This is a genomic window from Phyllobacterium sp. A18/5-2 (assembly GCF_025452215.1).
Classification (GTDB): Bacteria; Pseudomonadota; Alphaproteobacteria; order Rhizobiales; family Rhizobiaceae; genus Phyllobacterium; species Phyllobacterium sophorae.
Window position 1 is genome coordinate 1,045,568 of the sequence record NZ_CP104967.1, and the last position, 21,427, is coordinate 1,066,994.

Sequence of the window (21,427 nt, forward strand, 5' to 3'; positions counted from 1 at the left end):
AGGATGAATCGATCGGCAGCGCGGCAATCTCGCAGATGATCGCCGCGATGTGAGCGGCCTATTGAGTCTCACTACCATCGGCGGATTGATCGACAATGGATACGCACTACGGGCGTCCTGCAGCGCTTTGAAATGCCGCCATTGCGCGCGACTGGATCTTGAGGCGCTCGCCGCTAAGCTGGGCCGAGATCATGGCAGCATGCACAAAGACCTCGTTCCTTTGCTCTTCTGCTCGAAATGCGGATCGAAGAATATCGCTTTGATCCTGTCGAGCAAGGAGACCGAGGGGCGTGGGCACGTGTGATTGTGGTTGAACTAAAAGGCCGATTTATCGGCCTGTCTTGGAATCTGTTGCGCCGCATCGCGAGCTTTCAGGGCTGATGGCCGAAATTCGTACTTTTTCGGCTTCTTCGAGTGCCTCGGCGATCAGATGGACCAGCAGCCCCTTGCCTTCCCCGCTTGCCATTGTGCGAAGATCAGAGAGCCTATCGCAAATCACCTCAATCTGCTGTCGGTTCGTTTGATCCATTGCGCTACTCCAAACTGACGACCCGACCTTTTTACTCAACACAATTTCAGATCGGGCCGCCACTGAGCATTGGGCGTCAGCAATGTTACAATGCTCGCTCATGGTTAACGAATAGTGAGGTCGGCTCGCCAAACCTCCGGCACAGATCACTGAGCCGTGAGTGAAGATACTGCGCTGGCCTTCGAGACCGGTGGCGGATTCCACTTCCCTGTCAGAGCATCGGCCTTGGGTGCGTAGAGTCGCATTGTCAAGTTGTACGGCCCTTCGGGAGCCGGCAGCCAGTTCCATTCCTTATCCTTGCCAGGGCTCTCGTGCTGGAAGTAGAGATCGAGCGAACCGTCAGCGTTGTACACGAACGGCATCCAGCTGCTGACCGCAAATCGGTTGATTGAGTTGCCGACCTGGAATCCCTTGTCGTCATACAGCGTCACCGACCAGAAGGCGTGGGCGGGGGGAATTTCGGCCTTGTCGAAGTGAATTGTGTAATTGTTCTTGCCATCGAGCGGCTGGCCGGTTTCGTCGGCAAGATTGAGCGGATAGATGGCGTCTTCGGGCAGGTTGGCACCGAGACCCTGCTGCGCAATGATGGCGCGTTTCAGGTAGTAGTTTCCATACACTCCCATCGTGTCGGTGTTCATCGACCAACCGTTGGCGACCCGAGCAAGCGTTTTAAGCTTCCAGAGCATAAGCGCCTGTGCCTCCTGCGGTACGGTCGCGAGTGCCTTCTGGACAGCCGGATCCGCCTTGGACAGGTCAAAGCTCTTGCCCGGTTCGATGCCGATCCGCTTCATCCGTGCCAGGATCGGCTCGTCAGTGCTATGCGGCGGGATCACCTTCAACAGCTCAGCGGCATAGGTGAAGTAGCGGTCTGCGGGCATGGTATCGACCTGAACCTTCGGTGGCGTTTTCATGTCAATCGACGTGTCGATCTTCACTTCGGCCGGCTTAGAATCCTTGCCCCATTCCGAGAGCAGCGTGATCTTGTAGCCGTCCTGAACCTTGTGAACGGCTTCATAGTCCGGCGGTCCGTCCGTTTTTGTTCGCCCGATGATCCAGACATAGGGTGTCGGTGCGTCGATCCTCTGGGTCCCTTCCGGCAGCTTGAACTCATCAAACTTCACACGCAGATCAGGCCGCCAGTTCGGCGGTGCGATGAGGAAGTGACCGGTCCCGGTACCAGTGGTTCGCCAGCCCGGGGAGGCAAACACGTCCGTCCAATGTCGAGCATGGGCAGAAGATAATAGCGTGCGCCGGTGCCAGGAGCCGAAACTACCACCGGCTCCTTCGTCAGATCGAGCCAGCCGCTCGAGTACAGCGTGTCGAAATTCGGACGTACCACCGTCTTCATATCAGCCGGCGGGAACTCGCGGATGTTGTTGAACTGATTGGCCGGACCACCAATGGCCCCCGACTTGGCCTCGACATTTGTCAGTTGCCTTCGGGTGATGTCCATCGACAGCAAGGGATAGAAATACACGTAGGCGTCCACACCTATCGCATGCGCCTCCTCCTCGGTGATCGCGGGCGGTGAGCTCTGAGCTATCGCCCCTTGCGTTAATGTTGGGCCAAAAAGAAGACTCAAGAAGAGTGCAGTCGCCGTCCTGTTCATGTTGTTCTCCCGTTGCTGTTCTAAACTGGGCCTGTCCTCCAATTCGCAATCAGCTTGTTGCAATCACCTGCCTCGAATGCCACAATGCTAATGAAAAATTGCCAAGAACTAGGCGACTGCAAGATTACAGATTTGTGATAGGGCGAAAGAAGTACGTTACGGTTACAAGGGCGCTAAGAAACGCCATTCAGGCAAAGAAACGCATCGAAGGTGCTACCGGTGTTGGAACACTGTAATTGCAGACAACACTCGAGTAAGCGCCAAAGCCGGAATTAGAAAGCCGCTCGGTAACAACCCGAGCAACAGTCCTCCATTTCCCGACGATGGATGGGCCAAAAGCGCTATAACCGTGATGCAAACAGGAGCGGGACCCTCCAATCGCTATTTTGACGGAATTAACTCATGCTGTCTATTGACCAGCCAAGCGGGGCCGTTTGCACCGGTTCGGCGGAGTCATGATCCTCGCGTACTCGGTCTCGTCCATGCCGTAAAAACCTTTGGCCTCAGCGATCAATGAGACGGTGCTTATCCTCGAATGAAAAATCGGCTACGAGCCTTCACACGAGAATTGGGGGATTTGTCTTGCGGATTTTGTATCAAACAACGCAGAGGTTGGCCGCTGTCACGATCATTGCTTTAATCTTGAGTGGATGTATGACCACCCATCGTCCCATTAGCATTCTAGATGCGCTGAAGAGCAAGATTGAGTCCTGCTGGACCCGGCCAAAGGGGAGGCAGCAAGAGGGGCAGATTTCCCCTATCACAGTTACTTTGACGTTCAATCGAGATGGATCATTGGCGAGCGGGCCGGTGGTAAACAATCCAAATCATGGACTGATGGGAGCGAAGCTCGAACAGGTCATCACGCAAGACTTGAAACGATGCGCACCTTACCGGATCATCAAAGACAATCCCGATCTCTATAAGATCGTCAACCCTCTGGAGCTTACCTTCCACTTCGATCAGAGGCCCTGATCAGCGCATCTCGACCGCACCGAACTTTTCACCATTTTAATCGATCGCTTCCTCTACGATCGGCGCGATCTTGTTCAACCACTTCCAATTCGCGTACTTGTCGCCTGTCTGCCGGTAGGGCGGCGGGACCGTGCCTGGCTCTTGCTCGTGACACCCAGTCGGTTCGGGACCGCCTGCGCGTCCTTCATTGCCTATTGGCTGAGCGGGTAATTTCATGCCGAGCGTGCGATGGCAAAAAAACCGACGCCAGATGCGAAATGTAGTTTCCGACTGTCCGGGGAAGACGATCCTTCAAGAGCAGCCGTGCGAACTCGACAATGGCGGCGCTGTCGATCTGTTCGCACGGTAACTTTGCTATGTCGTAAGTTCTGACAGCGGCGAAAACCTGCTTTTTGGTCTTGCCGAAATCTTTAGTCGATTCCCTGATATAACGATCAATGACATCGTCGAGAAGCGCCAGATGTTTTTGCTCTTTCGACTGCGCCGGGCCGCAAGTTCAGTCAAAGAATGCTCAATTGTGAGGTGAATATTGTGCAGACAACCATGCACAATTGCCTTGTGGAAAATCCCTTAAGAAGAGGGTCGCGTCAAGATTGCCAAGGAAACGCCTATTGCCAGTCCTGTTAATGCAATCTCTTGGGGATCGACAGGCTCGTGACCCCCAGCCAATGGGACAGGGCTTAAATCGCGACGCGCCCAATGCGGTATCGGCTGAAAAAATTGGTTCGAGTCATGTCGGATTGTCGAAACGCCGTTCGTCTTTTAATCGGCGCCGGCATGGGCCGCGCAAGATTACGAGGAGGTGTATCGATGTTGCGAACCGTTCTGATTGCCGCGGCAATGCTTGTGGCCGGGCCTGCGGTCGCCGAACCCGAACCAGCGGGCAACCGGGTTGAGATCAATGGCATGCAGATGTATTACGAGGTTTCAGGCGAGGGCGATCCGCTCATCGTGCTGCACGGCGCCTACATGAACATTCCCTCCATGGGTGCGATTATCCCCAGGCTTGCCAGGAGCCACAAGGTCTATGCGCTTGAGCTGCAGGGCCACGGCCGCACCACCGACATAGACCGGCCGATCACCTACCCCAACCTTGCCGATGACGTTGCCGCTTTCATGAACGCCGTTGATCTGAAAAAAGCCGACGTCTTCGGTTACTCCATGGGGGCGGCGGCAGGCCTGCAACTGGCCATTCGCCACCCGGAAAAAGTAAACAGGTTGATTGCTGCCTCCGTCGCTTACGATGCTGATGGCTGGCAGCCGGAGTTCAAGGCCTTTATCCCGCAGATGTCGGTCGAGATGTTTGTCGGCATGCCCTTTGCACAGGAGTATCGCAAGCTCGCCGCCGACCCCAACGGGTTTCCCGCCCTCGTCAAGAAGCTGATCGCGCTCGAACATGAGCCCATGGCGTGGGAAGCGGATGTTAGGGCCCTCAAGGCCCCAGTGCTGATCATCAGCGGGGACGCGGATGTGGCGACACTGGAACATTCAGTGGCAATGTTCCGGTTGCTCGGCGGCGGCGTCATGGGTGATATGGGCAAGCCGCTACCGGCCTCACGCTTTGCCGTCTTGCCGGCGACGTCGCACACCGCAGTGATTACCCAACCCGATCTTCTGTATTCGTCCATCGAACCTTTTTTGAAAAACGAGACGCCGAAAGGGATGTTTGAATGAGGGCTTTTGCGGGGCGAAACGTGTTGTGAACGGTGTCGGCTCGCTCCGCCTTGTCAAGGCTTCTGCCTTGAGGGGGCCCCAACCGACCCGCGCTCGATGATTGACGTTGGAATAACAACTCTTTGCGAAGGTCGAACTTCTCCCTTCAGCCGCCGGATCAGGAGTTCAGTCACGGCCTTGCCTAACAGATAGGCCGGTTGGTCAACCACGGTGATCGGCGGGCTTGTTACACTTGTCCAGTCCGCATCGTGGAAAGTTATCAGCGATATATCTTCTGGGACGCGCAGTCCTCGTTGGCGAATGACCTTGAAGATCTCAATTGCTATCAAACTGTCGGATGCGAGAATTGCCGTTGGCCGGTCAGGTGCCGACAAGAGTGTGTCGGTGATAGCTCGCGTCGCCTCCGGTCTCGTGGCGCCGAAGCGGACAAGCCGTTCAGGCGTCACTATGCCCGCCTCCCGGCACACAGCGAGAAAGCCTTCGATACGCTCGCGCACGGATGACGTATAAATCTGTTCAAGGCCGCGATATGCGTGCCCGGCGAAATCCACCGCCGTAACGTAAGCAATACTGCGGTGCCCAATATCCGTCAAAATCTTCGTTGCCCGCATGGCGGCATTGCGATCATCGACCGTCACCGTATCGACATCGAGATCCGGCAACGCCCGGTCCAGCAGAGCCAGTGGTCTGCCCGAACGGTGAATATCACGCAGGTGCGAAACGTCGCGCGATTCCGATGGCGTAACGATCAACCCGTCCACGCGCTTGCCAATCAACACCCGCACAGCTGCTTTTTCCGCTTCGATCTGCTCACCGGAGTTGGTGAGAATGACATTGAAGCCGGCAGCACGCGCTGTGTCGCTGATGCCGCGCACGGCAAAGCTGAAAAATGAGTTCTCTATGTCACCGACAACCACGCCGATAATACCCGATTTGCCGGTGGTCATGCTTCTTGCAAGTTCGTTCGGACGGTAATCGAGCGCTTTGGCGGCTGCCAGAACATCTTCGCGCACCTTGTCACTGACCACGCCGTAGCCGCCGAGTACGCGTGCGGCCGTCGCCTTCGAGACCCTTGCCTCGCGGGCGACATCAGCCACGGTCACTGAGCGGATCATTGGTGTTGAATTGTTCATGTGTTGAACGACTACAAGAGTTGTTGACTGAACGTCAATGTGAATATACAAATTGCTATTGAGACCGGTCTCATTATAAAAGAGACCGGTCTCTTAAACAAGTATCAAGGCGAACACTTCTTTGACGGCATCATCCGCCCACCGCCCAGGAATAAGTTTGCCACAGCCTTCATGGAACAGATTTTCAGAGGAGACAGAGCAATGCGTGCGACTGGAATTTCCAAGTCATCAATGCCATCGATCCGGGCGGGGGCCATCGCGCTCCTGTTTGCTATTGCCGGATTTTATATGGTCTCTGGTGCTTCGGCTGCTGGAGACAATCCTTATGGCCTTATCGATCCCAAGGTGATCAGCGTTGGCACGATGGGTGATGCAAAGCCTTATACCTTCACGACGGCCGAAGGTGAATTTACCGGGTTTGATATCGAATTCTTCCTCAATGTTGCAAGCCGTCTCGGATTTAAGAAGGATCAGGTCATTTTCACGGGGCAAGAGTTCTCAGCCCTCATGCCGTCAGTTGCAAATCAGCGTTTCGACGCAGCGGTCGCTGCAATAGGTACAACGGAAGCGCGCAAAAAGACGGTCGACTTTTCCGATGGCTATCTTGCCGGCTATCTCTCGGTCCTGACAGCCGACAAGGCAATGACTTCGGCAGATGGTCTGAAAGGCAAGCGTCTGGGTGTTGTGCAAGGTACACTGCAGGAGATTTATGCCGACAAGAACTTCAAAGTGACAGATCTGGTCAGGTTCCCCGACAACAACTCTGCCGTTTCGGCGCTGAACAACGGAACTGTTGATGCACATTTCCTCGATTACGAGGCTGCCAAGCAATATGGCGAACGCTATCCGGATTTGAAGATTGCGGTCAACATACCCTCTTTCGACGCCCCGGCAGGGTTTGTCATCCGCAAGGGCAATGATGCCTTCCGTGAGGCGCTGAACACCGCTTTGCATGCAGCAATGGAAGACGGTACCTGGAAAACCTTGTACGAAAAATGGTTTCCCGGCTCGCCCATGCCGGATCAGTATCTTCCCAAGAAGTAGTCATTGCCTCGGCCGCCGGTCATCGGACGGGCGGCCAGGACGAGCGCTCATGACTGGCTGCGGCACTAAGCATCCCGTGCGCGTGAAACATCAAGGGGAATGCAATGAACTGGCTTGAAAACCTGCGTCGCAGCTTCCTGGACTGGGACGCGATGGCGGCGGTGCTGCCAAATATGATCACCGTCGGACTGAAGAATACCTTGATCCTTGCGGCCGCATCGACTGTCCTTGGGGTAGTCATCGGCATGATATTGGCGGTCATGGGCATTTCGCAATCGCGCTGGCTGCGAATTCCGGCCCGCGTCTACACCGATATTTTTCGAGGCCTCCCGGCCATTGTCACGATCCTTCTCATTGGTCAGGGTTTCGCCCGCATCGGCCGGGATTTCTTCGGCCCTTCACCTTTTCCGCTCGGCATTCTCGCCCTTAGCCTGATCGCGGGCGCCTATATCGGAGAGATTTTTCGCGCCGGCATACAAAGTGTCGAACGTGGGCAGATGGAGGCCTGCCGCGCGCTGAGTATGAGCTATGGGCAGGGCATGCGGCTGATCGTGATACCACAGGGCATACGGCGCGTGTTGCCAGCGCTCGTCAACCAGTTCATCGGCAACGTCAAGGACTCCAGCCTGGTCTATTTCCTCGGATTGCTCGCCTCAGAACGTGAGATCTTCCGCGTCGGGCAAGACCAGGCAGTTGTGACGGGCAATTTGTCACCACTGCTTCTGGCGGGGGTCTTCTATCTGATCATTACCGTCCCGCTGACACATCTGGTCAATTACATCGACAATAGTCTGAGAACCGGCAAGCACAAGGGCGCCACCGTCACCAGCGGCCTTGTCGAAGTGAGTGAACTGGAAAGTGCAGTCCATCGTGTCCCAGCCATCGACGCCAAACCGTCGTTGCAAAAGGGGATTGCCGCCGGCAGCTTGCGTTTCAAGGGCGGCAGTCTCGCTATCAGTGATCTCGACATGGCCTACGGCGACCTTGATGTGCTCAAGGGTGTCAGTCTGAATGTCAATGCCGGCACGGTTACATGTGTCATCGGGCCGTCTGGCTCGGGAAAGTCAACCTTGCTCAAGTGCCTCAATCGGCTTGTCGAGCCAAAAGCAGGTGATCTCCTGCTTGACGGCGAGAGCATTCTAACGATGAAGCCGGAAAAACTGCGCAGACGCGTCGGCATGGTGTTTCAGCATTTCAACTTGTTTCCAGACCATACAGCGCTTGAAAACGTCATGCTGGCTCTCACCAAGATCAAGGGAATGGCCAAACGCGAAGCAGAACGTGTCGCCGAGGATCGCCTTGCTGATGTCGGGCTGGCTGCCCGTACGCATCATCGACCCGCACGCCTCTCCGGTGGCCAGCAGCAACGCGTGGCAATAGCCCGCGCACTTGCGATGGATCCTGAGGTCATTTTGTTCGATGAGGTCACGAGCGCGCTCGATCCCGAACTCGTGAAGGGCGTTCTCGATCTCATGGCAGATCTTGGCCAGCGTGGTATGACCATGGTCATTGTCACCCATGAAATGGGTTTCGCCCGAAAAGTTGCCGATCAGGTCGTCTTCATGGATGAGGGACGCGTTGTTGAGGTCGGCACACCGACGGCGATCTTCGACGCGCCGCAGAGCCCACGGTTAAAACGCTTTCTCGCCGAGGTGCTTTGACAAACCTTGCGGGCGCTTTGTTGCGAACAGCGCCTGCCCCCGCAATCAACATCCCACCGCCAAAATGAGAGAAAAACACGCATGACATCATCTTCTGTGGCTAGCAAAGTCATCGTCGTGGGCGCCGGCATCTTCGGGGTATCCGCCGCTGTTCACCTTCAACGCCTCGGCGTTCCAACCATCCTCATTAACGATGGACCTGTTGGAAATGGCGCATCCGGACGCTCGCTTGCATGGCTTAATTCTTCACGCAAACGGTCAGCTGACTATCACCGCCTGCGCATGGTCGGCATAGATCGCTATCGCACGCTGGCGGCCAGGTACCCCAACGCTTCGTGGCTGCGCTTCGACGGCGGGCTCACATGGGATGCAAATGACGATAACAATGAGATTGCTGAGGTTTTCGCCTACGAACAGAGCATTGGCTACGATGCACAATTCCTGTCGGCCGCTGATGTCGCAGCCGTAACCCCGGGGGTCGACCCGCGATCAGTGACACCACAAGGGGCTATCTTTAACCCAGGCGAAGGCTGGGTTGATCTGCCGTCCTTGATCAACGTTTTGCTCGGTGAATTCCTGGAGCGCGGTGGGCAGCTTGTGACCGACGCCGGACGCGCTGCGGTCACGATCGTCGGCGCGCGCGCCACCGGTGTTGTCACGACGAGCGGCGGTAAGTTCGATGCTGACGCTGTCCTGGTGGCCACGGGAGCAGATGTCCCGGCAATGACTGGCGCAAAGGGACAGCACATTCCAGATGCCACACCCATCGCGCTGCTTGTTCGCACCCGCCCCGTCGACGTTACCCTGCGGGCCGTGCTCAATACCCCGCGTGTTGCGATCAGGCCAACGCCCACAGGGGCACTCGCACTCGATTCTGCCTGGTCAGAAGAGGAAGTGATCGCGCGTCCGGACGGCAGTTACGCGGTGAAGGACACAACGGTGCAAGGCCTTCTCGATGAAGCGTCGCGTGTGCTTGAGGGTCATCCCAAACTGGAGCTTGAAAGCTATGGCACCGGACCCAAGCCGATACCAGGAGATGGCGAGCCTGTCTTTGGCCAGCTCAGGAATATTGCAGGTTATTACATCGCATTCAGTCATAGCGGTGCGGCGCTGGGCCTGATCGCTGGTGAGCTGCTGGCAGGTGAAATTGCGACCAAGCGACCACATCCGCTCCTGGCGGCGTTTCGTCCCGAGCGTTTTGGCTAGGGCGCGGGATCATCAATCAGAAGGTGTTGGCGAACGTGTGCTCGGGGCGCATTCCCGGTTCAAGCGGGATATTGCGCGAGGGCTGAACGCGCTGTGCGCACACAGCTGTGTTCAGCGATCTAGCCTTTGCTGGCGGTTACGATGTACGCGTCAAGCGGCATGATAATTTCGCCTGACGGCACGACAAACTCTGCAAGTGCACGTTCGGAGTGTCTGGCAAGACTTTCCATATCATCGTCGCTGAGCATGTCAGCCAGAGGCGAGCCTTTTACCTCTATGCGAATGAATTCCTTTACCGACGCGAACCGCACGCAAGGCGCCCGCCTGGCGCAAGAGTGCGCCACATCTGGCTCAGCGATGCCACGCGGTCCGGAAAATACATGAGCGCGAATTGGCTGACCACGACGTCAAAACTCGCATCGTCAAAGGGAAGGGATGCCGCATCGCCCTGTCGCCATCGTATCTTGGGCTCAGCGCGCGCCGCGACCGCGAGCATTCCCTCATTGAGATCAAGGCCAACGACTTGACCTTTTTGTCCAACCCGCCTGAGAGCCTCGCGCGCGAGCACGCCTGTCCCGCAGCCAACATCGAGAACTTTGTTACCCGTGGTGATTGCGGCGGCGTCAGCAACCGGGCCTGCCCAAGCACCAAAGATCGCCGGTACGAAGCAGGACTCGTATACTTCGGCGGCGTCCGTTGAGACCTGCCAGCGTTCTGGTTCAGCCATCAGCATTCCTCCAACCATGGGTGAAAGCATTACACGCCAGGCGAAATCAGGACACGCCAGGGTGATTGCGATATTTACGGACACGATCATTTTGGTCGATTCCGGCAGATCCACCGCGTGGCCGGTTCGCGGCTGTCCTGGCCATGCTGGTTCGCAGTTGATAAATGCCAGCGACGGCCGTGGTCCAAGCTGCCAAAATGGGGCAGCAAAATCCTGCGGTAGGAAACCGCCGGCGACATCGAATGGGACGCAATCAAACCGATGCTCCCGAACGATGTTTGACGACCGGCCCGTCCTTAGTGGCAGAGGGACCTCGGGGAATTTTATTGCACAAGCGATCGGCATCGCTTGATCCAGTCTACTGTTTCATGCTGCGGCATCGGCCTCGCAAAATAATACCCCTGCATGCTCACACAGCCGAGTTGTCGCAACGTTTGCAGATCCGCTTTTGTCTCGACACCCTCTGCGACGACCTCTATTCCCAGGGACATGCCGAGGCTCAGGATTGATTGCACCACGTTGCGATCGTCCGCCGAACCGGCAATGCCATAAACGAAAGAGCGATCGATTTTGATCCGATCGACATGCAACTGCCGAAGCGACGACATGGATGAATAGCCAACACCAAAATCGTCAATTGCAATGCGCACCCCCTCATGGGTCAAGGCTGTCAGTTTGCTTTGCACCGATCGGATATCCTTGGCCGTTTCCTCGGTGATCTCAATCTCGAGCATGGCAGCCGGCAACTGGAGTCGACGCAGGTTTGCGATGATCAAATCATCCACGGCAATTTGCGCCATTTCGCGCGGAGACATGTTCATCGCCACTCTCAAATGACTGAGGTTCATTGCCTGCAACGTTTGCATCATGGCGCATACATCCTTCAGAATGTATCGAAATAGCGGCTCTGCAAGCCCGCATAACGATGAAACCGCCATCAAATCGGTTGAGGGGATCCAGCCGTGTCTGGGGTGGTTCCAGCGTACAAGCGCCTCCAAGTCGGTAAGCTTGCGTCCTGCGTCACCCAAAATAGGCTGAAACCAGACCTCCACGGAATTGTTGCGCAGCGCTTTTACGAGATCCCGCTCAATGTCGCGCCGCATCTCGAGGTGACTGCACAAGTCGGCGTCGAAGACGTAGAACTGATTGCGACCCTGTGATTTGGCCCGATAAAGAGCAGCGTCCGCACGCACCAATAACTCGTCGATGTCGCGTTCTTCGGACGCACAAACGCCGATGCTGACACCAATACGGCCGGCATCGAAGGTGGCAAACGGGATAGACATCACCGCGATCAACGCCGTTGCCGCAGTTGAAATTGCTTCCCCGCCAAGTGCGCAGTCGAACACAACAGCAAACTCATCTCCGCCCCAACGCGCCACGAGGACATCGCCTGGAAGGTTTTGACGCAGGCGTCTGCCGACTTCAACAAGGACCTTATCGCCGGCCTTGTGACCGAAAGCGTCATTGATCAATTTGAAACCGTCCAGATCAAGCAGCATGAGCGTCAGCCCCGTGCCAGGCGATGGCAAAGAAGCAACCGCGTGCATCAAGCCACCGCGATTGAAAAGTCCTGTCAGCGCGTCATGAGCAGCGCGATGCCCCATTTCGGCCGCCGCTTGTGTGGCCTGATCCTTGGCAGTCTTCAGGGATTCTGCCATAGCGGTGGCCTCATTCTTGAGCCTTCTGAATTGCCGGAATAGAATCTCACTTTCTCTTGCTCCCCGGATCAGGGCAACAAGGTAAAGCACGATCGTTGCGGCCAGGCAGTAGCGTTCAAACCCTCCCGCGTAGACAAGGCACCCTGCAACGGACGAAAGCACGGGGACAATATAAAAAATCGGCATGAGCGCATAAGCAAACCCCGCCGTGATTGCGCCGGCTGTAATCCCGCACAGGACCGTGAGGTAGAAAACCGTTTGCAGAGCAGTGTAGCCCTCGCACAAAACTGCGATGAAGGACCAAACGACACCCGATACTGCCGCCATCGCCGATTGCAAAAAGAGATGGTGTCTGACAGATGCCGGATCCAAATTCTTTGGTTCAACGCCGTCATCGGGATTGATCAGCCTTATGGGAGCCCGACAAAGAACCATTCGTGCTGCGTTGACGAGGCTTGATGTGAAAAACCACAACAGCCCCGCAAGTCCCAACCCGTAATGAATGGCGACAAGCAAACTGATGAGGCCAAGAATAATGCTCACGGGAATGGAAATGAACATGCTCCGACGCACGGCCATGAGCTGGTCGGCAAGGATCAGATGTTGCAGCGCCATCGTCGTCGTCGGTTTTTGATCGTGGCTCATCATTCATTGGACCGCATTATTTGCCGAAACGAGCTTAGCCTCCTTAAGGAAAATTATTGGTAACTTTTGTGGTCCTCTCAAAATGCACCTTGGTGTTTTGGACGGCAAGGTTAACGAGGACGGATGGACCGGTGGATGGTCGGCTCCTTTGCTGACGGACGGGAGCAGTCGGCAATGACACGGGGCCGTGCCGGCGAGAGCACGTGACGCATTGCCTTTATGCGCAAGCAAAAGGTCACAACCGGCAATAAACGACTTAATCGCGCCTCTTCATGAGCTTTTTCAAATATGGGGCGATCGAAGGCCCAACGACGTGATCGTGTGCCAATTGTGTGTTCTCGGCCACCGCAATCATCGCCGCGATAATCTCGGAATTTCGCCAGCCCGCATCGCTGGCTGTGCCGAGCAATTCCAACAAACCATCCTCGATCGCCTTCTGACACTCTTCAAATCGGCCCTGATCGTCGTCACTGAGTGTGGGCGCCGGGATGAATGTCATGGCGTTTCCAGTGGGGTTATGCGCACAGTAAACCGGCCAAGCTTTGGTGAGGTGCCCGTGATTTGCAATTCCTGATTGTCGAATGTCACCACATTGTTCCCGGGTCGAAATTCCGTGTGAACATGGACTGGATTGAGTTCGCCGTGCTCGGCAAAACGCAAAGGCGAAACGGCATTATGATCAAGGCTAATATAGACCCTCGTGCGTTGGTCCACGTCCCTTAAGCTGCGAAACGATATATCGGCATCAAAGTGGTATAGGCCGCGCTCATCCGGTCCAATGTGATAGTGGCGGACAAAATTGTTGAGTGCCTCCCAATACGCGGCGGGGTCTGGTGAATCGGACATGTGAACTCCAAGGGTGCCATTTAAGTGTCCTCTGTTTCCATGCTCCCGGCAAGACCCTTCTTGCCAAACGGGTCATCGCGTCAGCACCAGCCACAATTGATGACCTTCGGCGATGGGTGTTGGGTTACTTTTGCTCGCAAGCCAAATCCATTGCGGCAAGCGTCAATCAGCGCTTTGACAGATTGGTGTTTGCAGCAAGGACGCCTCGCAACGGTGTGCCACCACAGGGCATCGCATTGCGGACGCTTCAACACATGCTCTTGCGGCGGGATGCTGGCTGGCAAAAACCTGGCGACCTGCCAGCGTTGGATCAGGACATATCAAATCCTGCATCAGCGCGATCAGATCTTGCGCATACACCATGGTAGCGATGAAAAAATGTGCCCGGCACGATGGCCGGGCACACGGTCTTTTTGAATTAATGGACGGTAAAGTAATTGTCCGGGTGGGCCTGGACATCGTCTGAGCTTGTGTTCACAAGCGTCACGGAATCGCCGTGACCAAGGTCGACGACCGTATCATTGCCGACCTGGGTAACGCGGCCGGCAAGGTCGTCAGGCGACTGAATATCCTGCCCATTGATACCACTGGAGATTTGGAGGATGTCCTCACCAGGAGTAAAATCAAGCACGACATCGCTGCCGCCACCACCATTGAACACAAACACATCCTCACCCGCGCCGCCCGAGAGGGTATCGTTACCGGCGCCACCAAGAAGCGTGTCCTCACCGGCACCACCCGAAAGGGTGTCCTTGCCGGCACCACCAAGAAGCACATCATCGCCGGCGTCGCCGGCAAGTTGATCCGCCCCCCTGTTCACCATAGAGAATGTCGGCTCCATTGCCGCCGAAAAGCGCATCACTGCCTTTTTCGCCCGACAACAGGTCGTTGCCGTCATCTCCAAATATTGAGTCGGCTCCTTTGCCGCCAAACACGACATCGTCGCCACCCTGGGCGTGGATGAAATCGTCAAAACGCGAGCCAAACAAAACGTCGTCGTAGGCGCCGCCTTCTAGAGTAGCCATCTGCTGCTCCTTCTTGTGTGTGTGTGAGTTTACAAACTGCCGGAACATTCCGACGAGCGATGCTTTAACGTTTGCGCGTGCAGCAAATCGCAAGCACTATGAGTTAATAATATAAATGTGGCATCCTATAATAACAATATATTAAATCGTGTATTATGGTGGCTAACATTTAATATATAATTGTAATTCCAGAAAGTTTTATTTGGCAACTTAAAGCAATTGTTCAAACAATTTGTTTCATAATTTGAAGTAATATTTGTGCTGTTGCGGTCGTTGGCGATGACAGTGCCATAATATATCCACGATTACCGGAAAGTCAGCGATTTCAGAGGGATGGAAGGTTGCAATTCTGCACGCGAGTATATCCCGCCCTCGTGCAGGCGCAGAGGCCGTTGCGAACAAAGCCGCGGCATGCGACGGGGAAAAAGGAGTCATACAACGAAATCGAAGCGAGCGAATTTTTCATCAGCGGTGTCGCTCATGCGAAGCAGGAGATGCTTATCAAATATGCGATCGCGTTGGTTCATGGGCTCACCGGGAAAATACAGCTGCGTTGTCAAAACGTCTCCGCCAGGCTTTTGAACCTTGACGTGATAATGGCGCGTGCGTCCCGGATAGAGCGATGGAATGATCGTCGAAAACCACCAACGGCCGCGCGCGTCGGTGAATTGATGACCGCGCAACTTGTAGCCATCACGGTCGTACGAGCCATGCTCATCCGCGTGCCAAAGCTCGACAAGTGCCTTGTTGATGGGTGTGCAATTCGTCTCCAGGACAAACCCGGCCAGGATTATCCTCTGTGCGCCAGGTGCGTCGGCAGCAAAGTCCTGTTTGAGGGGGGAACTCGGCTTGTAGTATGGCCCTTCTGTTTGCGAGAGGGTCAGCTCATCCGCATCCTGGCATGCAGGCGTCAAAACGAGATCGGATTGCGCGCTAAGGGCATTGGCATCGAAGATACCTGCAGCTTTGATCGATGGCACGGCCAGAAATGCTGCAAGGACCGATCGACGTGTTGGTTTCATCTTCCTGATTCCGGACTTATCATCGTCATTGGCTCCTTTGGCGCGGCGGTGCGTCAAAACAGGTTTGACAATACACCAATGTGGCAAGTTCCACACGCCGCATTTGCCACACAAAGGCAATGAGGATGGCCTTCCGGAAGATCACACAGCGATACGAATGGCAAGCAAACCAACGCGCTCGCGAATGTTTGCCGTTATCGATGGTTGAAAACGCTCTGGGCCGACTTCCGACGGTGCGTATGCGGCGACCGTTTTTGCCAGTTCATCTGATACGATCAGGTCAGTTGAATACACTCTCGTCATCTGCTCGAGACGGCTCGCAACATTGACCGTGTCACCAAAAACGCTCATTGGGCTGTCGCGCGTTGCAGCAATACGGCCCAGCGCGACCGGGTGATAACTATCGCAACTATTCCCAGCATTCCTACGGCGCGCATTTCGTCGAGGTCGCGGTGGATACGAATACCGCAGAAACGCGAATACGCCGCATGTTGAGCGTTATAGGTGCAGGGCGAATTCTCAATCCCAAGACTGCACGCTCCCAAATCATCGGAGGCATGATTTGGGGCATAGATGCCGCGCTCATGGAAGAAAGTGTTCTCGATGCCCGGCACGGTCACTTCCTCAATCACGACCTTGCCGAGTATCATGTCCCCGTGAGCGCCGATGTGCCTGACTTGAACGTCATATTCCTGGGGGAAGCTGATCCCAACGCCAATGTGCTTGGCAGCAAGGGCATCGGAGAATTGGGTGTTTGCGGCGCCGGTGCAGCCATTGCCAACGCGATTTTCAACGCCACAGGCGCGCGTATCTGCGAGTTTCCGATCACATTGGACAAAATTTTGCCCGCTCTGCCGGTGCACGCGTCGTTAGCAGACGGGAGCTGATCCATGCGCCGCAACATTGACTACGAGCCAGAATACCTCCGCGATCGGATCGAAGAGACAAACAATCTTGGGAGACGGTATCTGGTCAGCATCGCGCTCCTTGCCGTTTTGATTGCGACGATCGAAGGAGGGTTTCGCGTGTCTGATCTATCGGCAGAACCCAAATCAGTTTTACCCCTTGCGGTAAGACAGGCCTCGTTGGAGCAGCCGGACCATGCGCTTTGCGCCATCCTATACCCCGCAATGCATGAACCCGAACGACGTCCACAGATATGAATCAATCCCAAGCCGAGATGACGTTGGTTTCGACATGAACTTGATGTGACTTCCTGTATAATAGGGGGCCTGTGCGAGCAGATGACCTCGATCCTCATCGGGGATTGCGGAGGTTATTGCCGTAAGGAGGAAGCATGCGAATTGGGCGGCGGATGTTTCTCGAAGGTGCGTTGATAGCGGGCGCAGGCGTTATATCCCCGTCGCTGACAACGGCACAGCCAAGTAAGCCGCTAACACGGCAAATTCCCTCGTCCCATGAGGCAATTGCGGCTGTCGGCCTCGGGAGCTGGATCACTTTCAATGTCGGCGATGATACCGCGCTGATGGACGACTGCGCGCAAGTGATGGCGGCTTTCTTTGCAGCAGGCGGACACATGATCGATTGCTCACCGATGTATGGCTCATCGCAACCGGTGATCGGATACGGCCTTGAAAAGCTGGGCCATCCCAAATCGCTGTTTTCGGCAGAGAAGGTGTGGACCTCGTCCGGCGCGAGCGGCCCCGAACAGATCGAACGGTCACGTCGCTACTGGGGTGTACCGCGATTTGACCTTGTCCAGGTTCACAATCTTCTTAGCTGGGAGGCGCATCTGAAAACCCTGATTGACATGAGGACGGCTGGGCAAGTGCGCTATTTCGGGGTCACGACGTCTGATGGGCGACGCCATGATCTTTTGGAACAAATCATGCGCACACAGCCGCTCGATTTTGTGCAGTTTAGCTACAATGTTGTTGACCGCGAGCCGGAGCAGCGGCTGCTTCCGCTCGCTGCAGAACGCGGCATAGCCGTGATCGTCAATCGGCCGTTCCAGCAGGGACGGCTCATCCGCCGATTGGCGCGTGACGACGTGCCCGAATGGGCAGCGGAAATTGGCGCTTCCACCTGGGCGCAGTTTATTTTGAAGTACATTGTCTCGCACCCGGCTGTCACTGTCGCCATTCCGGCAACAACCAGCGTCGATCATGTGCGCGAGAATGTTGATGCTGCCAGGGGCGTTATGCCGGACGCAGCCATGCGGGCAAGGATGGTGTCCTACGTGCAGGATCTTTGATGGCGCAATGGTGGAGTTACCGGCCAGCGGACCTGCTTCTCTTTTCGCCGCGTGTCTATTGGCGCATGTTCGAGCTGCAAAATGCTCAGATGTGGCCCTTGGCGCTTCTGACGTTAAGCGCCGGTTTCGCGATGGTCTTGCTGGTCATCTGGCGGCCAAAGGACCATGGTCGATGGATCGCAATCATCCTTGCTCTTCTGTGGGCCATTGTTGGATATTCGTTTGTCTGGAATCGCTATGCGACCATCAATTGGGCAATGGCTTACGTCGCTCCGATGTTTGCACTTCAGTCCATCTTGCTGCTGATCGTCGGCATTGCCTCCAATGGACTTGTCTTTACGCAACGCGGCTTTGCAAGCTGGACCGGTTTGGTGCTCATCGCCAGCGCGCTCCTGCTCTATCCCGTGCTTCCCTTTTTTTCAGGAACGCCGTGGAGGCAGATGCAGCTTTTCGGTATGGCCCCCGATCCAACGGTGATAGGAACGCTGGGATTGTTGGTTCTCGCACGCGGTCGGTATCTTGCGCTCCTTTTTCCCATTCCAGTCCTTTGGTGTTTCATAACCGCGTTGACACTATCGGCTATGGGATCAGCACAGGCATGGCTGGCTCTAGCCGCGGTTGCCGTCGTCCTGACCACCGGTGTTGGGCTTGCATTATCGCGACGCCAGTCCACCACCCAATGCAGGATGACTGCAAGGCGTCTGCACGGGATGTCAGCGCCGTCAGGATCGCGGTGAGCAATCACGCCGGGAAAAACCTGTTGACCTTTGCCGGCCATTTCTCGAAGTTTGCATCCCTGTTGTCCAACGGAGATCAATCCATGAAAGCTCTTGCCTCGCCGTTTGTCGCCGCGCTTGCCGCCGCCCTGACTGTGGCACTGTTGGCCGCTCCGGCGACGGCGCAGAACGCTGACGCCGAAAACCAGCTTGATGCGGTTGTCAAGAACGGCAAGCTGCGCGTGTGTACCACCGGCGACTACAAGCCCTTCACCTTTCACGACAAGTCTGCAAACAATTACCAGGGTATCGATATCGATCTGGCGCAATCTCTGGCAAGGTCACTCGGGGTAGAGGCGCAATTCGTGGAGACGACCTGGAAGACGCTGCTGCCAGATTTTACCGCCGGCAAATGTGACATTGCGATGGGCGGCATTTCGGTGACTTTGGAACGCCAGAAACAGGTGTTCTTTAGCGAGCCTTACCTGATTAACGGCAAGGCGCCGATCGCGCGCTGCGCGGACAAGGCGAAGTTCCAGACGATCGCTGACATCGACAAGCCGGATGTGACCGTGATCGTTAATCCCGGCGGGACCAACGAGAAATTCGTGCGTGAAAAACTCAGCGACGCGAAAATAGAAATCTACCCGGACAACGTCACGATCTTCCAGCAAATTCTCGATGGCAAGGCCGACATTATGATCGCAGAATCGGTAGAAACCGAACTCCAGCAGAAGCTTCATCCCGGCCTTTGCGCGATCAATCCCGACAAGCCGCTCCAATATGGCGAAATGGGTTATATGCTGCCTAAGGGTGCCGTGGTCTTCAAGGCATATGTCGATCAATGGGTGCATCTTGCCAAGGCGACGGGTGAGTTCGACCGCATCTACGACGCGCACGTCAAGTAGCGCCGTTTTATCAAACGATCCAATGGCAGCGCAGCAGACTCTGGTCGCCGATAGTCCCTCATATTGCAACGTGAAGGCCTGATGAAGGCAGCGATGAGAGGAAACCGCGGTGCGACAAGGGGGTGTGCCCGCATCTGCTCAACTGAGGGGGCAAAGACGTGCGCGCAGAGCTTTACAAAGAAACACCAGCCCGCAGGGAGAATGAGCTGGTGTTAGCTGGCCGACGTGCAAAAAGCAGGTCGGCTGGGAAGCAGGAGGATGACGAAGTATTTCAGAAAGCCAGCATCCCTGTAAACCCATGCGGAGTGATATACTTGGCTATTGCACAGATAATACCGCCAGGCGCGCTTCGACTGTGCCAAGTGACGGTGTTTTTTTCAATCCAGTTTAAAGTTGTCCCGTTGAACGATCATCGATTGACCACGCAGAGCATGTTTCGCTGACCCGATCGCATGCAGGGTGAAAGGTCACATATCATGCCGGAGCCGTGCATGCGCCGTCTGCTGACAGACCGTCGCGTTGCGGCCGAGCGCGGACGCCTCATGCGGCCGTGACGCCGGTTGGATCCAGCGGGGCCGGCATTATTCATGGCTTCGTGCTCGGGGATTGGTTCCGGAAGGCCGCCTCTCCGGCATCCGACACCTCGACCCACTTCTTGTCGGGCGCTGCGTCTGCGACGTAACTGTCGTGCCAGTTCCACCACTTGTAGGTAGGGGTCTGAGGATAGCCCTCGGGCGAGTCCTCCCAGACCTCCTGCCGGCCCAACGGCGTGATATCGAGATAGTTCCAGGTACTCCCCATCTGCTCATCGCCGCGGTTGTTGATGAAGTAGGTGCGGAACACGCGTTCCCCATCGCGGTAGAACACGTTTGTGCCGTGCCACTCGTCCACGCCGAAGTCGGCGTCGAAACGGTCCGTGAGGGTGAACCAGGGCATCTTCCAACCCATCCGCGCCTTCAGCCGCGCGATGTCCGCCTGGGGCGCACGCGAAACGAAGACGAGAGTGGTGTCGCGGGCGTTCAGGTGAGCGACATGGGCGACCTGATCAGCCACCATGGAGCAGCCCCGGCAAGCCTGGTCGGGCCAGCCGAACACTCCCGGTTCGAAGAAAGCGCGGTAGACGATCAACTGCCGCCGCCCATCGAACAAATCGCGCAGGCTGGCTTTGCCCGCGGGCCCCTCGAACGCATATGCCGTCTCCACGGCCATCCACGGCATTCGCCGCCGCTCGGCGGCCAGCGCGTCACGGGCGCGGGTCTGGGCCTTTTCCTTCACGAGCAGCTGCTCGCGCGCCGTCTCCCACACTTGCGATGAAACGACCGGTGGTGTGTGCATGGCAGGCTGTGCGCCTTTTTTTCCGTTCTCGGCTGATGTCGTCATGGCTTTTTACACCTCCTGATTTGAGCAGATTCTGCGCCTCGTGGCGATTCCGCCGCTACGCATCGCTGGCTGTTGATCGTGCGATAGTTTGGCACTGGAAATCGAATGGTGGGAGTAACAAGTGTGGCGGTATTTAAATGGCGTTGCTGACGAGGGCCGCCTCGGCGCACGCTCAAAGCAGGTGGTCCCTCGGCGCATTGACAGCTGGCGCTGCACGGCAGAACCCCGCGCTCGCGCTTTGAGGCGGCGGTCACGGAGAGTTGCCGCAACGCGATTTGATGCGGATAACGTCCAAGTTGGGCACAAACGAGTCCGGCTGAGGGCGAGCGAACTGCCGCTTAAGGTCGAGCAACGCACCCCATCTCAGGATGTCTCGCTGCCAGCAGGCCTTGTGTGCAGCTGTCTGCGTCGTCGATATCGTCTGCATCCGTGCGAAAACGCGGATCCGTCC

At 56.1% G+C, this 21,427-nt stretch carries 19 protein-coding genes and 3 pseudogenes; 10 read left to right on the plus strand and 12 right to left on the minus strand.

Annotated features, from left to right (window positions below; genetic code table 11):
• Positions 1-328: 328 nt before the first annotated feature.
• Both N8E89_RS23640 and N8E89_RS23645 read right to left on the minus strand, forming a co-directional pair.
• Positions 329-529, minus strand: a complete 201-nt coding sequence (locus N8E89_RS23640; RefSeq protein ID WP_262262255.1) for a hypothetical protein — start codon at positions 527-529, stop codon at positions 329-331.
• A 146-nt stretch (positions 530-675) separates the two neighbouring features.
• Positions 676-2,138, minus strand: a pseudogene (locus N8E89_RS23645) (DUF1254 domain-containing protein).
• An 810-nt stretch (positions 2,139-2,948) separates the two neighbouring features.
• On the opposite strand from N8E89_RS23645, the gene N8E89_RS23650 reads away from it, so the two are divergent.
• Complete coding sequence (locus N8E89_RS23650) at positions 2,949-3,113, plus strand: hypothetical protein (protein ID WP_262262257.1); 165 nt, start codon at positions 2,949-2,951, stop codon at positions 3,111-3,113.
• Positions 3,114-3,923: 810 nt separating this feature from the next.
• On the plus strand, positions 3,924-4,787 hold the full coding sequence (locus N8E89_RS23655; protein WP_262262259.1) for an alpha/beta fold hydrolase: 864 nt from the start codon (positions 3,924-3,926) through the stop codon (positions 4,785-4,787).
• A gap of 53 nt (positions 4,788-4,840) precedes the next feature.
• On the opposite strand, the gene N8E89_RS23660 is transcribed toward N8E89_RS23655, so the two are convergent.
• On the minus strand, positions 4,841-5,920 hold the full coding sequence (locus N8E89_RS23660) for a LacI family DNA-binding transcriptional regulator (RefSeq protein WP_262262261.1): 1,080 nt from the start codon (positions 5,918-5,920) through the stop codon (positions 4,841-4,843).
• Positions 5,921-6,121: 201 nt separating this feature from the next.
• Between N8E89_RS23660 and N8E89_RS23665 the strand changes: the two genes are divergently transcribed.
• From N8E89_RS23665 to N8E89_RS23680, 3 genes are all read left to right on the plus strand, one after another.
• Complete coding sequence (locus N8E89_RS23665) at positions 6,122-6,964, plus strand: ABC transporter substrate-binding protein (protein ID WP_410010404.1); 843 nt, start codon at positions 6,122-6,124, stop codon at positions 6,962-6,964.
• Positions 6,965-7,068: 104 nt separating this feature from the next.
• Positions 7,069-8,625, plus strand: a complete 1,557-nt coding sequence (locus N8E89_RS29115; protein ID WP_315975701.1) for an amino acid ABC transporter permease/ATP-binding protein — start codon at positions 7,069-7,071, stop codon at positions 8,623-8,625.
• 81 nt (positions 8,626-8,706) lie between these two features.
• The gene (locus tag N8E89_RS23680) at positions 8,707-9,831 is read left to right on the plus strand and encodes an NAD(P)/FAD-dependent oxidoreductase (protein WP_262262262.1); all 1,125 of its coding nucleotides are present in this window, start codon (positions 8,707-8,709) and stop codon (positions 9,829-9,831) included.
• A gap of 119 nt (positions 9,832-9,950) precedes the next feature.
• Here N8E89_RS23680 and N8E89_RS23685 read toward each other — a convergent pair whose 3' ends face one another.
• The 8 genes and pseudogenes from N8E89_RS23685 to N8E89_RS23720 all read right to left on the minus strand — a co-directional run bounded on the left by N8E89_RS23685 (position 9,951) and on the right by N8E89_RS23720 (position 16,108).
• A complete protein-coding gene (locus tag N8E89_RS23685; protein ID WP_262262263.1) occupies positions 9,951-10,142 on the minus strand; it encodes a hypothetical protein in 192 nt (63 codons plus the stop codon).
• Positions 10,124-10,558: a methyltransferase domain-containing protein gene (locus N8E89_RS23690; protein WP_262262264.1), complete on the minus strand. Its 435-nt coding sequence runs from the start codon at positions 10,556-10,558 to the stop codon at positions 10,124-10,126. Before N8E89_RS23690 ends, N8E89_RS23685 begins: the two co-directional genes overlap by 19 nt.
• 323 nt (positions 10,559-10,881) lie before the next feature.
• Positions 10,882-12,867 (minus strand): putative bifunctional diguanylate cyclase/phosphodiesterase, encoded by a 1,986-nt coding sequence (locus N8E89_RS23695; RefSeq protein ID WP_262262265.1) that lies wholly within the window; start codon positions 12,865-12,867, stop codon positions 10,882-10,884.
• A gap of 253 nt (positions 12,868-13,120) precedes the next feature.
• Positions 13,121-13,363, minus strand: coding sequence for a hypothetical protein (locus tag N8E89_RS23700; RefSeq protein ID WP_262262267.1), 243 nt, complete (start codon positions 13,361-13,363; stop codon positions 13,121-13,123).
• The gene (locus tag N8E89_RS23705; protein WP_262262269.1) at positions 13,360-13,710 is read right to left on the minus strand and encodes a hypothetical protein; all 351 of its coding nucleotides are present in this window, start codon (positions 13,708-13,710) and stop codon (positions 13,360-13,362) included. Before N8E89_RS23705 ends, N8E89_RS23700 begins: the two co-directional genes overlap by 4 nt.
• Before the next feature lie 418 nt (positions 13,711-14,128).
• Positions 14,129-14,735 (minus strand): annotated as a pseudogene (locus N8E89_RS23710) (calcium-binding protein).
• Positions 14,736-15,166: 431 nt separating this feature from the next.
• Positions 15,167-15,757, minus strand: coding sequence for a dioxygenase family protein (locus N8E89_RS23715; RefSeq protein WP_262262270.1), 591 nt, complete (start codon positions 15,755-15,757; stop codon positions 15,167-15,169).
• Positions 15,758-15,898: 141 nt separating this feature from the next.
• Positions 15,899-16,108 carry a hypothetical protein gene (locus N8E89_RS23720; protein ID WP_262262272.1) on the minus strand — a complete coding sequence of 70 codons (210 nt, stop codon included), beginning with the start codon at positions 16,106-16,108 and terminating at the stop codon, positions 15,899-15,901.
• Between the two features lie 44 nt (positions 16,109-16,152).
• Here N8E89_RS23720 and N8E89_RS23725 point away from each other — a divergent pair.
• The 5 genes and pseudogenes from N8E89_RS23725 to N8E89_RS23745 form a co-directional block, all read left to right on the plus strand.
• Positions 16,153-16,644 (plus strand): annotated as a pseudogene (locus N8E89_RS23725) (molybdopterin cofactor-binding domain-containing protein); the annotation flags it as partial.
• Positions 16,645-16,647: 3 nt separating this feature from the next.
• Positions 16,648-16,920: a hypothetical protein gene (locus tag N8E89_RS23730; RefSeq protein WP_262262274.1), complete on the plus strand. Its 273-nt coding sequence runs from the start codon at positions 16,648-16,650 to the stop codon at positions 16,918-16,920.
• 134 nt (positions 16,921-17,054) lie between these two features.
• A complete protein-coding gene (locus N8E89_RS23735; protein WP_262262275.1) occupies positions 17,055-17,972 on the plus strand; it encodes an aldo/keto reductase in 918 nt (305 codons plus the stop codon).
• Entirely contained in the window at positions 17,972-18,709 is a 738-nt protein-coding gene (locus tag N8E89_RS23740; RefSeq protein WP_262262276.1) for a DUF6064 family protein, read from the plus strand. The genes N8E89_RS23735 and N8E89_RS23740 overlap by 1 nt, the downstream gene beginning before the upstream one ends.
• 83 nt (positions 18,710-18,792) lie before the next feature.
• Complete coding sequence (locus tag N8E89_RS23745) at positions 18,793-19,596, plus strand: transporter substrate-binding domain-containing protein (protein WP_262262277.1); 804 nt, start codon at positions 18,793-18,795, stop codon at positions 19,594-19,596.
• A 585-nt stretch (positions 19,597-20,181) separates the two neighbouring features.
• Here the strand turns inward: N8E89_RS23745 and N8E89_RS23750 are convergent.
• Entirely contained in the window at positions 20,182-20,976 is a 795-nt protein-coding gene (locus N8E89_RS23750; protein WP_262262278.1) for a DUF899 domain-containing protein, read from the minus strand.
• Positions 20,977-21,427 lie beyond the last annotated feature (451 nt).